Origin of the sequence: Sphingomonas flavalba, from assembly GCF_004796535.1 — a bacterium.
Lineage (GTDB): Bacteria > Pseudomonadota > Alphaproteobacteria > Sphingomonadales > Sphingomonadaceae > Sphingomonas_L > Sphingomonas_L flavalba.
The window spans coordinates 1-13,961 of sequence record NZ_SPHY01000017.1; the positions used below are offsets into that span (position 1 = coordinate 1).

The following is a 13,961-nucleotide window of genomic DNA, read 5'->3' on the forward strand; positions in this document are numbered from 1 at the left end:
GGCAGCACCGCCGCCCGCCGCGCCCGCGCCGGAACCGGCGAGCGACCATGGCGCCGTCCAGCTGCGCTCGATCGGCCCGGGCGGCTTCCTGCGCCAGGGGCCGGGCGACCAGCAGGCGCCGATCGCCCCGGCGCCGCCGCGGCGGCTGGTCCCGGCCAAGCCCAGCCCGGAAATGGCGGGCAAGACGACGTTGCTCGACCTGAGCGACAAGATCTGCAAATGGCCGCTCGGCCACCCCGGCGAGCCGGATTTCCATTTCTGCGGCGAACCGGTCAATCCCGGCTTTCCCTATTGCGTCGAACATTGCGGCCAGGCCTATCAGGCCCAGTTGCCGCGCCGCGACCGGCGCGCGCCGCCGCCGCTGCCGTTCGGCGGCCCACGGGTGCGCTGACACTGGTGAAATCGCTCCTGCGAAGGCAGGAGCCCGGAATCAGGCTGAGCGATAGCGCCAGAGCAGCAACGGGCGGGCGAGCAGCAGCCCGGCGATAAAGCCGCCGATATGCGCGGCGACGGCGATGTGCATCTGCGAACCGGCGGTGGCCAGCGCGAACAACGCCTGGATCAATATCCACGCCGCCGCCAGCCACAGCACCCGGACGGTGGCGGAGGACAAGGGGCCGATCGCGCGGACCTGCTGGCGGCTGAACAGCACCGCATAGGCGCCAAGCACCGCAGAGATCGCGCCGCTTGCCCCGATCATCGGTTCCGGCGCGAACGGCCCGGCGAAATACTGGGCGGCGGCCGATGCATAGGCGCCGACGCCATAGAGCACGGCAAACGGCCCGGCGCCGACCACGCTTTCGACGAAACGCCCGCAAAAGGCCAGCATCAGCAGATTGAAGCCGAGATGGGCGACGCCGCCGTGCAACAGCGTCGCGCTGAGCGGAGTGAGCCACACCGGCACGGCGCCGGTCAGGTTGACGAAACCGCTGATCCGGCCGGGAATGAAGCCGCCGAGATAAGTCGCCGCGTCGGCCTTGCCCAGCGCCCACAGCGCGACATAGACCAGCGCCGTGACCCAGAGCAGCGCCTGGGTCAGCCGGCCTTGCGGAAGCGTGATGGGCATCGGGGCTGGTCCTTCGGGCGCGCGGCAGCGAGGCCCGCGCCGTGGCGCTTTAGATGAATTCGATCTTCGACACCACGTACCAGCGATCGCCGGACGGCACCGTCACCTCGATCTCGTCCTCGATGCGGCGGCCGATCAGCGCGCGGCCGAGCGGGGAATTGTACGAGATACGGCCGCGCTTGGCGTCGGCCTCGGTCTGGCCGACGATCTGATAGGTCACCGGCTTGTCGTTCTCGTCAAGCAGAGTCACGGTTGCGCCGAACACGATCTTGTCGCCAGACAGCGTCGTCGGATCGATCACCTGGGCGCGGCTCAGCCGATCCTCTATGTCGCTGATCGATGCCTCGATCTGGCCCTGCCGCTCCTTGGCCGCGTGATATTCGGCGTTCTCGGACAGGTCGCCATGGGCGCGCGCTTCCTCGATCGCGGCGATCACCTCCGGCCGGTCGACGGTTTTCAGGCGGTGCAGCTCCTCGGAGAGCGTCTTGTGCCCTTCGGCCAGCATCGGCAGCTTCTCAACGGTTGCCATTCGTTCCACCCTTGTCAAAAGAAACTCGGCCGGCGACCCGTCATCCAGGCCGCCGTCCCGCGAAACAAAATTTCGGGATCAGGCGTGTAAACCCTCATAGTATGACTGGAGGGGGCGCACTTCAAGAGGATGGGCGCGCAAAGCCTCTATCGCCCTGGCCGCCGCGACACTGGCGGCGGCGGTGGTAAAATAGGACAGCTTGCCGGAAATCGCCGACGCGCGGATCGATTGCGAATCCTTCAACGACTGCCAGCCTTCGGTGGTGTTGAAGATCAGGTCGACATCGCCGTCCTTGATCCGGTCGACGATATGCGGGCGCCCCTGCGCGACCTTGTTCACCGTTTCGACCGCCACGCCGTTTTCCCGCAGGTAGCCGGCGGTACCCGCGGTAGCGATGATCGTGAAACCAAGCCCGGACAGCGCCTTCACCGCCGGCAGGACGACCGGCTTGTCGCTGTCCTTGACGGACACGAACACCGTGCCGCCGGTCGGCAGGCTGGCGCCGGCGCCCATCTGCGCCTTGGCAAAGGCGGTGGCGAAATCCAGATCGATTCCCATGACTTCGCCGGTAGATTTCATCTCCGGTGACAACACCGGATCGACACCGGGGAAGCGGCCGAACGGGAACACCGCCTCCTTTACCACGATATGATCGATCTTGCGGTCGATCCGCGGCAGATCGGCCAGCTTTTCCCCCGCCATCACGCGGGCGGCGATCTTGGCGATCGGGGTGCCGATCGCCTTGGCGACGAACGGCACGGTGCGGCTGGCGCGCGGATTCACCTCGATCAAATAGACGTCGCCGTCCTTGACCGCGAACTGCACGTTCATCAGCCCCTTGACCTTCAGCGCGGTGGCGAGCGCCACGGTCTGCCGGTCGATCTCGGCGACGATCGCGTCGCTCAGGCTATAAGGCGGCAGCGAACAGGCGCTGTCGCCGGAATGGACGCCCGCCTCCTCGATATGCTGCATCACGCCGGTGACGACGACGTCCGTGCCGTCGGCGATCGCGTCGACGTCGACCTCGATCGCGTCGCGCAGGTAGCGATCGATCAGCACCGGGCTGTCCCCCGACACGCGCACCGCCGTCTGGATGTAGGAATCGAGCTGGGCCTGGCCGTCGACCACCTCCATCGCTCGGCCGCCAAGCACGTAGGACGGGCGCATCAGCACCGGATAGCCGATGCGTTCGGCGACCGCGACCGCCTCGTCCCGGCTGCGGGCGATGCCGTTGTCGGGCTGGCGCAGCTTCAGCTGGTTGACCAGCCGGGCGAAACGCTCGCGGTCCTCCGCAAGGTCGATCGCGTCGGGGCTGGTGCCGAGAATGGGGATACCGGCGTCCTCAAGCGCCTGCGCCAGTTTCAACGGTGTCTGGCCGCCGAACTGGACGATCACGCCGACCAGCTCGCCCTTCGACTGTTCGACATGCAGGATTTCCAGCACGTCCTCGGCGGTCAGCGGCTCGAAATACAGGCGGTCGGAGGTGTCATAGTCGGTGCTGACCGTTTCCGGGTTGCAGTTGACCATGATCGTTTCATAGCCGGCGTCGGCCAGCGCGAAGCAGGCGTGACAGCAGCAATAATCGAATTCGATGCCCTGGCCGATCCGGTTCGGGCCGCCGCCCAGAATGACGATTTTCCTGCGGTCGGACGGCTGCGCCTCACATTCCGGCGCGTCGAAGAACGGCGCCTCGTAGGTCGAATACATGTAGGGCGTGCGCGCGTCGAATTCGGCGGCGCAGGTGTCGATGCGCTTGAACACCGGGCGGACGCCCAGCTTGTGGCGCAGCGCGCGCACCTCGTCCTCGGTCACGCCACCGGTCATCGCCACCACCGCGTCGCGCACCAGCCCGGAGCCGCGCGCGATCGCCCGGTCCATGCCCTGGCGCAGATTGGCGGATTGCAGCGCCAGCCAGGCGAGCCGCTTGTCGGAAAAGCCAAGGGCCTTCAGCCGGCGCAGGCCATCGGCATCCTGCGGCAGGCCGCCATCGACCACCTCGCGCTCCGCCGCGACGATCTCCGCCAGGCGGTCGAGGAACCATGGATCGAATTTCGATACCTGATGGACCTCGGCAACGCTCAGCCCCTCGCGCAGCGCCTGTGCGGCAACCAGCAGCCGGTCCGGCGTCGGGCGCGACAGTGCGGCGAGGATGTCGTCGCGCGACGCGCCGGCCAGCGCGTCGACAGTGTTCAGGCCCGACAGGCCGGTTTCCAGCCCGCGCAGTGCCTTTTGCAGGCTTTCGTGAAAATTCCGGCCGATTGCCATGACTTCGCCGACACTCTTCATCGACGTTGACAGCAGCGGCTCCGCCCCCTTGAACTTTTCAAAGGCGAAACGCGGAATCTTGGTGACGACATAGTCGATCGTCGGCTCGAAACTGGCCGGGGTGACGCCGGTAATGTCGTTGGTGATCTCGTCCAGCGAATAGCCGACCGCCAGCTTCGCCGCGACCTTGGCGATCGGGAAGCCGGTGGCCTTCGACGCCAGCGCCGAGGAGCGGCTGACCCGCGGGTTCATTTCGATCACCACCAGCCGCCCGTCGGCGGGATTGACCGCGAACTGCACGTTGGAACCGCCGGTTTCCACCCCGATCTCGCGCAGCACCGCGATGCTGGCGTTGCGCATGATCTGGTATTCCTTGTCGGTCAGCGTCAGCGCCGGCGCGACGGTGATGGAATCGCCGGTGTGGACGCCCATCGGATCGACATTCTCGATAGAGCAGATGATGATGCAGTTGTCGTTGCGGTCCCGCACGACTTCCATCTCATATTCTTTCCAGCCGAGCAGCGATTCCTCGATCAGCACCTCGGTGGTCGGCGACGCATCCAGCCCGCCGGTGACGACGCTGACGAATTCGTCGCGATTGTAGGCGACGCCGCCACCGGTGCCGCCAAGCGTGAAGCTGGGCCGGATGATCGCCGGCAGGCCGACATGATCGAGCGCCGCCACCGCTTCTTCCAGCGTATGGGCAATGCGCGAACGGGCGCTTTCCAGCCCGATCCGGTCCATCGCGTCGCGGAATTTCAGCCGGTCCTCGGCCTTGTCGATCGCCTCGGCATCTGCGCCGATCATCTGGACGCCGAACTTCTCCAGCGTGCCGTCATTATAGAGGGCGAGCGCGGTGTTGAGCGCCGTCTGCCCACCCATCGTCGGCAGCACCGCGTCGGGGCGTTCCTTCTCGATGATCTTGGCGACGATTTCCGGCGTGATCGGCTCAACATAGGTCGCGTCGGCCAGCTCCGGATCGGTCATGATCGTTGCCGGGTTGGAGTTGACCAGGATGATCCGGTAGCCCTCCTCCTTCAGCGCCTTGACCGCCTGGGTGCCCGAATAGTCGAACTCGCACGCCTGGCCGATAATGATCGGCCCCGCGCCGATGACGAGGATCGAGGAGATGTCGGTTCTTTTGGGCATTAGTGGCCTTGGTGCATGCTGGAAGCGCCCTCACCCGTCAGGGGGGAAGGGGCGAGGGAATTGGAAGACGGCGGGGCTTTACGCTGTTGCCGGAACGGACTCATGCGAGCCCCTCCACGAACCGCTTGAACAGATAGAAGCTGTCCTGCGGGCCGGGGCTGGCCTCCGGATGATACTGCACGGCGAAGACCGGCTTGTCGGTGAAGGCGATGCCGCAGTTGGAGCCGTCGAACAGGCTGACATGCGTTTCGACGACGTTCGCCGGAAGAGTCTCCTTCTCGATCGCGAAGCCGTGGTTCATGCTGGTGATCTCGACGACGCCGTCCTCCAACCGCTTGACCGGATGGTTGGCGCCGCGATGGCCCTGGCGCATCTTCCTGGTCCGCGCGCCGGCGGCAAGGCCGAGGAGCTGATGGCCGAGGCAGATGCCGAAGATCGGCATGTCGGCATCGAGCAGCTTGCGGATCGTTGGCACCGCATAGTCAGCCGTCGCCGCCGGGTCGCCGGGGCCGTTGGACAGGAACACGCCGGCCGGCTTCAGCGCCGCGATCTCGTCATAGCCGGCGGTGGCGGGCAGCACCGTCACTCGGGCGCCCGCCTTCACCAAATTGCGGAAGATATTGTCCTTGGCGCCGTAATCGATCGCGACAACGTGGGGGCGATCGCCGCCCGTCGCCGTCTCGTAGCCCGTGCTCAGATGCCAGGGGCCGCCGGTCCAGTCGCGCTGGCCGTTGGTGACGTCCTTGGCGAGGTCCATGCCCTCCAGCCCCGGCCAGTCGCGGGCCAGCGCGCGCAGCGCGTCCAGGTCGAAATTGCCGTCGGGATCGTGGGCGATCACGGCGTTGGGCGCTCCAAGCGTCCGCATCCGGCGGGTCAGCGCGCGAGTATCGACGCCGGCCAAGCCGATGCGGCCGTTGGCGCGCAGCCACTGGTCGAACGGCTGGACATTGCGGAAATTGCTGGGCGCGGTCACGTCCTCGCGCACCACGCAGCCAAGGGCGTGGGGGGCGGACGCCTCGACATCTTCGGCATTGGTGCCGACATTGCCGATATGGGGGAAAGTGAAGGTGATGATCTGACCGGCAAAGCTGGGATCGGTCATGATCTCCTGATAGCCGGTCATCGCGGTGTGGAAGCACAGCTCGCCGACCGCATGGCCGGGGGCGCCGAACCCCCTGCCCCACACGACTTCGCCAGACGCCAATACCAACACCCCGGTAGCTTTTTGGCGCGCGCGGGGGGGGCTGGCCTCGGCCATCGTCTGGGGTGCTCCTGCTTGGGTAAACGGCGCGGTCGATAAGTGCCACGCACAGGCGGGTCAATCTATTAAAAATCGCCCGGCCGCGCTATCCAGAACGTTTCCGGAAACGAATGGAGCGCGCGGGATGATTCGCGACGACATAAAGAGCGCGCTGATCGCCGCGATGAAGGCCGGCGACAAGGCCGCGACCGGCACGATCCGCATGGTGCAGGCCGCGATCAAGAACCGCGACATCGAGCTGCGGACGAGCAGCATGACGCCGGACGACGACGTACTGGTCAGCGAAGTGCTGCAGAAGATGGTCAAGCAGCGGCGCGAATCGATCATCCTCTACGAGCAGGGCGGCCGCACCGACCTCGCCGAAGCGGAAAAGGCCGAGGTGGCGGTGATCGAGCGCTTCCTGCCCAAGATGCTGTCCGACGACGAGACGCGCGCCGCGATCGACGCGATCAAGGCGGAGATCGGCGCGACCGGCATAAAGGACATGGGCAAGGTGATGGCCGAATTGAAGACCCGCCACGCCGGCACGCTGGACATGAGCCGGGCCAGCGCGCTGGTGAAGGCGGCGCTGGCCGGCTGAGGGCCGGGTGAGCCTTTCGGCTGCCTTCCTCGACGAACTACGCGCACGCACGCTGTTGTCGGCGCTGATCGGCAAGACGGTGAAATTGCAGCGGGCGGGGCGGGAGTTCCGCGCCTGCTGTCCGTTTCACAACGAGAAGACGCCCAGCTTCTACGTCAATGACGAGAAGGGTTTTTATCACTGCTTCGGCTGCTCCGCGCATGGCGACGCGATCCGCTGGATGACCGACCAGCGCGGCCTGCCGTTCATCGACGCGGTCAAGGAACTGGCCGCCGCCGCCGGGATGGAGATGCCGGCACCCGATCCGCGCGCTGCCGAGGAGGCCGAGCGCGCCGATACCCTGCACGGGGTGATGGGAGAGGCCCAGCGCTGGTTCTCCGAGCAGCTCGACGGCATTTCCGGCGCCGGCGCGCGCGCTTATCTCGACCGGCGCGGCGTGAGCGAGTCGACCCGCCGCGCGTTCGGGCTGGGCTTCGCGCCCGATTCGCGCAGCCAGTTGCGCGGCGCGCTGAAGACAGCCGGCGACCCGATGCTGGTCGAGGCCGGGCTGCTGATTTCGGTCGAGGGCAAGGAGCCGTACGACCGCTTCCGCGACCGGCTGATGATCCCGATCCGCGACCCGCGCGGCCGGGTGATCGCCTTCGGCGGCCGGATCATCGGCCAGGGCGAGCCGAAATACCTGAATTCGCCGGACACGCCGCTGTTCGACAAAGGCCGCACCCTCTACAACCTCGACAAGGCGGCGCCGGCGGCGCGCAAGGCCGGGCGGATCATCGTCGTCGAAGGGTATCTGGACGTGATCGCGCTGGCCCAGGTCGGCATCGGCGAAGCGGTCGCGCCGCTCGGCACCGCGCTGACCGAGGCGCAACTGGAGCGGCTGTGGCGGATGAACGACGTGCCGATCCTGTGTTTCGACGGGGACTCCGCCGGGCAGAAGGCGGCGATCCGCGCCGGGCAGCGCGCCCTGCCCCTGCTCGCCCCCGGCCGATCGCTGGCCTTCGTCACCTTGCCGGCGGGCCAGGACCCGGACGACTTGATCCGCGCCGGCGGTGTGGTGACGGTCGAGGCGCTGCTCGACCGGCCGGAGCCGCTGGTCGACCGGCTGTGGCGCCATGCGCTGGAAGAGGGCGAACTGGCGACGCCGGAACAGCGCGCCGGGCTGCGCCGGCGGCTGGCCGACATGGCGGCCGCGATCGGCGACGCCGATGTGCGCCAGCAATATCAGGCGGAGTTCCGCGAGCGGTTCGAAGCGCGCTTCCTGACCCGCCGCCGCGACAGCGGGCCGCGCACCGGGACCGGCGGCGGCGGACGGCCGTTCATCCGCGGCTTCGCCCGCCCCGCCTCAACCGCTGCGCGCGGAATCGGCGCAACCGGCATCGATCGCGTTCTGGCGAAGAGCGTCGCGGCCGGATTGCTGCGCTTTCCCGCTGAAATCGCCCGCCATATGGAGGCGCTGGCCGGCCTTGAGTTCCACGATCCGGCGATCGCCCGGCTGATGACGGCGCTGGTCGAAGTGGCGATCACCGATCAGACGCTTGATAACGGACGCCTGTCGACCATATTGGCGACATCCGAGTATAATAATGTCGCACATGAGCTGCTGCGGGCTGACAGTCTGCCCTTCTCCTTCACCCGCAGGGACGCGGAGCCGGAGAAAGCGCGGGCCGACCTGGACGAAGCGATCCAGGTGATGGTTTCACGGCCCGAGGTCGACGCGGCGCTGCATGCGGCGACGGGGCGGCTTCAGGCGCGGTTTGATGATGAGACCTTTGCCGAGCAACAGCGTTTGCTTGGTCTGAGGGGCGATGTAGAGCGGCGCCTCGCCAACCTGATGCAGGGCGGCGAGGACGGCCGGGAGTTCGAAGGCGAATAGATGGCGAAGACGATTACGGCCGAGGCCGCTGACAAGACCGAAACCGGCGACGCGCCGCTGATCGACCTGAACGAGGCGTCGATCAAGAAGCTGATCGCCCGCGGCAAGAAGCGCGGCTACCTGACCTACGACGAGTTGAACGAGGCTCTGCCGCAGGACCAGATGTCGTCCGAGCAGATCGAGGACATCATGTCGGCGCTGAACGACATGGGCGTCAACATCGTCGAGAACGAGGACGCCGGCGAGGACGCCGAGGAGCAGGCGCATCAGGACGAGGAAGAGGAGGCGATCGACACCCACGACGGCCCCGCCCCGTCCGTCAGCGAGAAGAAGACGACGACCGTCGACCGCACCGACGACCCGGTACGCATGTACCTGCGCGAAATGGGCGCCGTCGAGCTGCTCAGCCGCGAGGGCGAGATCGCCATCGCCAAGCGGATCGAGGCCGGCCGCGACACGATGATCCTGGGCCTGTGCGAAAGCCCGATCACCTTCAACGCGATCATCGGCTGGTCACAGGCGCTGAACGAAGGCCAGATGCAGCTGCGCGAGATCCTCGACCTCGACGCGATGCTGACCAAGGACCCGTCCCCCGACAGCCTGGAGGACGAGGACAGCGGCGACGGCGAGATTTCCGAGAAGAATGCCGGCCCGTCCTACAAGGAAGAGGAGGACATCGAGGAAGTATCGTCCGACGACGACGAGGAAGGCGCGATGACCGAGCGGCGCGCCAAGCGCCCGGTCGAGGACGACGACGAGGACAACACCCTGTCGCTGGCGGCAATGGAGGAGTTGCTGAAGCCCGCCGCGCTTGAGAAATTCGCGACGATCACCACGGTGTTCCGCAAATTCTCCAAGCTGCAGGTCGCGCGGCTGCAGGCGCTGGGCGCCGGCGAGACTTTCCCGCCCGCCGAAGAGAAGAAATACCACAAGCTGCGCGAGGACCTGACCGCCGAGGTCGAGAGCGTGCAGTTCCACCAGACCAAGATCGAGTATCTGGTCGACCAGCTTTACGCCTATAACCGGCGGCTGACCGCGCTCGGCGGCCAGATGCTGCGCCTTGCCGAGCGCCACAAGGTGTCGCGCAAGGCGTTCCTCGACACCTATGTCAACCATGAGCTGGACGAGACCTGGCTCGACGGCGTCGGCAAGATCGACAAGAAATGGGCCGCCTTCGCTGCCGCCGAGGCCGATGCGGTCGATCGCATCCGCAGCGAGATCGGTGAAATCGCGCAGGCGACCGGCATGTCGCTGACCGAGTTCCGCCGCATCGTCAACATGGTGCAGAAGGGCGAGCGCGAGGCACGTATCGCGAAGAAGGAGATGGTCGAGGCGAACCTGCGCCTGGTCATCTCGATCGCCAAGAAATACACCAACCGCGGCCTGCAATTCCTCGATCTCATTCAGGAAGGCAATATCGGCCTGATGAAGGCGGTCGACAAGTTCGAGTATCGCCGCGGCTACAAGTTCAGCACCTACGCGACGTGGTGGATCCGCCAGGCGATCACCCGTTCGATCGCCGACCAGGCGCGGACGATCCGCATCCCGGTCCACATGATCGAGACGATCAACAAGCTGGTCCGCACCAGCCGCCAGTTCCTGCACGAGCAGGGCCGCGAGCCGACGCCGGAGGAGATGGCCGAGCGCCTCTCCATGCCGCTGGAGAAGGTCCGCAAGGTGATGAAGATCGCCAAGGAGCCGATCTCCCTCGAAACGCCGATCGGCGACGAGGAGGATTCGCACCTGGGCGATTTCATCGAGGACAAGAACGCCGTCATCCCGGTGGACGCGGCGATCCAGTCCAACCTGAAGGAAACCGTCACCCGCGTGCTCGCCAGCCTGACACCCCGCGAGGAGCGCGTGCTGCGCATGCGCTTCGGCATCGGCATGAACACCGACCACACGCTGGAAGAGGTCGGCCAGCAATTCAGCGTCACCCGCGAACGCATCCGCCAGATCGAGGCGAAGGCGCTGCGCAAGCTGAAGCACCCCAGCCGTTCACGCAAAATGCGCAGTTTCCTCGACCAGTGAGGCGAAGCGTGGCGTGCAAGCGGCGGAAAGCCGTGGCTAAAATCGCATAAACCAGCTCTTTACGCGCTTCGGTTATAAGCCGTGTCCGATAGTCCCGCGTCCGCCGCAAAGGCGGCGAGATAAGGGAAAAGGGTGCGCGCCGACATGACTTTACCGAGGACCGACACTGCCGAGCCACGCAGCAGCGCCGACCTTCTGACTACGCTGGTCAGGAACGAGGGCAGCGCGGCGCACCCGCTGCTGCTGTCGCGCATGTTGCTCGACGGTCCGGCGGCGGCGCGCAACTTCGCGGATGCCGTCCACTACCTGACCGAACTGCACGGCCGCCATCCCGGCGTCATCGACTATGCCACCGAGCGCGAACGCCATCCCGCCGCGCAGGGCTGGTTGCAGGAAGCGGCGATCGGCTTCGCGCAGGAACGCGCCGCGCTGACGCAGATGGTCGTCGCCGCCGGCCCGCTGCCCAGCACCCCCGGGCAGGCGGAAAGCGAGGCGGCGGTGCTTCAGCAGGCCCATGCCCTCGACATGCTCGCCCAGTCCGACCGGCACGGCACCGCGCTCGGCGCCGCGCTGGCGCTGGCGCTGGACTGGAAGGCGATCCGATCGGTGCTCGACGCCGCCTCCGCCCGGCTCGGCATGCACCTGCCCGCCTGCGCCCTGCCCGACGAGCGGGAAACCCGCGCGGTGACATTGGCCGTCGCTGATACCAGCCGGATCGAGCGCGCGATCGGCTTTGGCGCGCGGCAGATGCTCGCCCAGCACCGCGGATTGTGGGATCTGCTCGACGCGCGGCGCGCCGCCCGCGGCGCCTGAGCCGGTTGCACCACCCGGCGCCCACCCCTATCCGGTAGCCGGTGGCTGCCGGAAGGATGACGATGCGTTTCGATGGAACCAGCGAGTATGTCGCGACCGACGACCTGAAGGTGGCGGTCAACGCGGCGGTGACGCTGCGCCGGCCGTTGCTGGTCAAGGGCGAACCGGGCACCGGGAAGACGGTGCTGGCGACGGAGATCGCCAAGGCGGTCGGCGCGCCGCTGATCGAATGGACGATCAAGTCGACGACCAAGGCGCAGCAGGGGCTGTACGAATATGACGCTGTCGCCCGGTTGCGCGACGGCCAGCTCGGCGACCAGCGGGTCCACGACATCGCCAACTACATCCGCAAGGGCAAGCTGTGGGAGGCGTTCACCGCTCCTGCCCTGCCGGTGCTGCTGATCGACGAGATCGACAAGGCCGACATCGAGTTTCCCAACGACCTGTTGCAGGAACTCGATCGGATGGAGTTCCACGTCTACGAGACCGGCGAGACGGTGAAGGCGGTCGAACGACCGATCGTCGTCATCACCTCCAACAACGAGAAGGAGCTGCCGGACGCCTTCCTGCGCCGCTGCTTCTTCCACTACATCCGCTTCCCCGACCGCGAGACGATGCAGGCGATCGTCGACGTCCATTTCCCCGGCATCCAGAAAACGCTGGTCAGCCGGGCGATGGACATCTTCTATGAGATTCGCGAGGTGCCGGGCCTGAAGAAGAAGCCGTCGACATCCGAACTGCTCGACTGGCTGAAGCTGCTGTTGGCGGAGGACATGCCGCTGGAGGTGCTGCAGACGCGCGACCCGACCAAGGCGATCCCGCCGCTGCACGGCGCCCTGCTGAAGAACGAACAGGACGTGATGCTGTTCGAGCGCCTGGCGTTCATGGCGCGCCGGCAGGGCAACCGATAAATCGCGCGTTGGCGCGGCCAGCCGCCGCGCCGCTCAATCGCGCGAGACGTAGGCGATCTCGAAATTGCCCCAGCGGCGGCCGTTGAAATGGAGCGGCACGAAGACGTTCTTGAGCAGGCTGTAATCGTCGCCCTTCTCGAAGCGGTAGACGGCCATCATGAACGGCGCGTCGCTCTTGATCGCGCGGGCGGTCGCATCGTCCAGGAGGATGCGGCGGTTGCGGCATTTGGCGGTGTTCCACTCGATGTCGCCCGGGCGCGGCGGCTGCGAGCGGCTGCTCTGGTGGGTCGGCAGATAGCCGTTGATATCGGAGCAAACCGCGCCTTCGATTTCCGCCGAGGAGTCGCTGATCTCGTCGATGATCGGGCGCAGATAGCGGTCGGCGAAATCGTTGAACCGGTTGTCGAACCGCTCCGGCTCCGATCCCGGAATCAGCCGGTAATCGGTGTCGAACACGTCGGCCATGCCGATCTCGCCGCGGGCCATCGCCCCCTCGACCAGCGCGCGGACGCGATCAGCCGCTTCCAGCGCCTTGTCGACCAGGCAGCGGTCGGCGGTGGCGAAGCCGCTGTGAACAAGCTGATCGAACATCCGGTTGGACAGCAACTCCACTTCGACCGTCTTGTCCCGCGCTTCGATCAGCCGGCGCTCGCTTGATCGCGCCTCGCCGGCAAAGCCGGTGACCTCGTCGCGCAGGCGCAGGACATTGTCATGAATGAGGCTGGTCGAGCGGGCGATGCCGTCGCTCTGCTGGTCGACCAGTTCGACGATCTGGGCAACCTCCGCCACCGAATCGTTGACCGTCGCGAGACTGGTCTGGGCCGCCCGGCTCTTGTCGACGCTGGTCCGGACTTCGGCGACGAAGGCCTCGGTCTCGCGGCTGACCCAGGTCATCGTCGTGTCGATCTCCTCGGTCGCGGCGCGGGTGCTCTGCGCCAGCTTCTTCACCTCGGCGGCGACGACGGCGAAGGTCCGCCCGGCATCGCCGGCCCGCTCCGCCTCGATCGCGGCGTTCAGCGCCAGCATGTTGGTGGTCCGGGCGATGGTGTCGATGCTCTGGGTCACGCGCTTGACCTGGGCGAGCGCGGCGGTGACCTCCGTCACCTGCTCGCCCAGCTTCACGACCAGATTGGTCACCGCGATGAATTCGCCCAGCGATTCGGCGATGACGCGGGCGCCGGCGTCCAGCTTGATCCGCGCCTTTTCCGACAGCAGGCGCGCTTCGTCGGTGGAATCGGCGACACGGCTCTGGTCCGCCTCCAGTCCGGCGATGATCTGTTCGAGGGTGGCGATCGTCGCGATCTGGCGGCTGACGCTGTCGGCGACCTCGGTGATGTGGCCGGCGGTGTCGGTACAGCCGACCGCCAGGTCGCCGCACAGCTTGGCCATCCCCTCGATCGCGGCCGGATCGGCTGCGACAATCTTGTCCTGTATCATGGCGTTCCCCGATTTCTGTCCGATTTAGAGGAAATTGCTTGCCTGC

At 66.6% G+C, this 13,961-nt stretch carries 11 protein-coding genes; 6 read left to right on the forward strand and 5 right to left on the reverse strand.

All coding sequences use genetic code 11. The features are described from left to right. On the forward strand, positions 1-391 hold a 391-nt coding region (locus tag E4A53_RS13025; RefSeq protein ID WP_239018303.1), incomplete at its 5' end, for a GcrA family cell cycle regulator. Between the two features lie 39 nt (positions 392-430). Here the strand turns inward: E4A53_RS13025 and E4A53_RS13030 are convergent. The 4 genes from E4A53_RS13030 to carA all read right to left on the reverse strand — a co-directional run bounded on the left by E4A53_RS13030 (position 431) and on the right by carA (position 6,267). After that, positions 431-1,060: a rhomboid family intramembrane serine protease gene (locus E4A53_RS13030; RefSeq protein ID WP_136163581.1), complete on the reverse strand. Its 630-nt coding sequence runs from the start codon at positions 1,058-1,060 to the stop codon at positions 431-433. 55 nt (positions 1,061-1,115) lie between these two features. Next, a complete protein-coding gene (greA, locus tag E4A53_RS13035; RefSeq protein WP_136163548.1) occupies positions 1,116-1,595 on the reverse strand; it encodes a transcription elongation factor GreA in 480 nt (159 codons plus the stop codon). Positions 1,596-1,673: 78 nt separating this feature from the next. Further along, the gene (gene carB, locus E4A53_RS13040; protein WP_136163549.1) at positions 1,674-5,009 is read right to left on the reverse strand and encodes a carbamoyl-phosphate synthase large subunit; all 3,336 of its coding nucleotides are present in this window, start codon (positions 5,007-5,009) and stop codon (positions 1,674-1,676) included. A 100-nt stretch (positions 5,010-5,109) separates the two neighbouring features. Then, a complete protein-coding gene (gene carA, locus E4A53_RS13045; protein WP_136163550.1) occupies positions 5,110-6,267 on the reverse strand; it encodes a glutamine-hydrolyzing carbamoyl-phosphate synthase small subunit in 1,158 nt (385 codons plus the stop codon). A 127-nt stretch (positions 6,268-6,394) separates the two neighbouring features. Between carA and E4A53_RS13050 the strand changes: the two genes are divergently transcribed. From E4A53_RS13050 to E4A53_RS13070, 5 genes are all read left to right on the forward strand, one after another. Beyond that, positions 6,395-6,850, forward strand: a complete 456-nt coding sequence (locus E4A53_RS13050) for a GatB/YqeY domain-containing protein (protein WP_136163551.1) — start codon at positions 6,395-6,397, stop codon at positions 6,848-6,850. Between the two features lie 7 nt (positions 6,851-6,857). Beyond that, positions 6,858-8,723, forward strand: a complete 1,866-nt coding sequence (dnaG, locus tag E4A53_RS13055) for a DNA primase (RefSeq protein ID WP_136163552.1) — start codon at positions 6,858-6,860, stop codon at positions 8,721-8,723. Continuing rightward, on the forward strand, positions 8,724-10,754 hold the full coding sequence (gene rpoD, locus E4A53_RS13060) for an RNA polymerase sigma factor RpoD (RefSeq protein ID WP_136163553.1): 2,031 nt from the start codon (positions 8,724-8,726) through the stop codon (positions 10,752-10,754). It begins immediately after the preceding gene. A 144-nt stretch (positions 10,755-10,898) separates the two neighbouring features. After that, positions 10,899-11,567 (forward strand): DUF6975 family protein, encoded by a 669-nt coding sequence (locus tag E4A53_RS13065; RefSeq protein ID WP_136163554.1) that lies wholly within the window; start codon positions 10,899-10,901, stop codon positions 11,565-11,567. Between the two features lie 62 nt (positions 11,568-11,629). Then, the gene (locus E4A53_RS13070; RefSeq protein WP_136163555.1) at positions 11,630-12,478 is read left to right on the forward strand and encodes an AAA family ATPase; all 849 of its coding nucleotides are present in this window, start codon (positions 11,630-11,632) and stop codon (positions 12,476-12,478) included. Positions 12,479-12,511: 33 nt separating this feature from the next. On the opposite strand, the gene E4A53_RS13075 is transcribed toward E4A53_RS13070, so the two are convergent. Next, positions 12,512-13,915 (reverse strand): methyl-accepting chemotaxis protein, encoded by a 1,404-nt coding sequence (locus tag E4A53_RS13075; RefSeq protein ID WP_136163556.1) that lies wholly within the window; start codon positions 13,913-13,915, stop codon positions 12,512-12,514. Between the last annotated feature and the right edge of the window lie 46 nt (positions 13,916-13,961).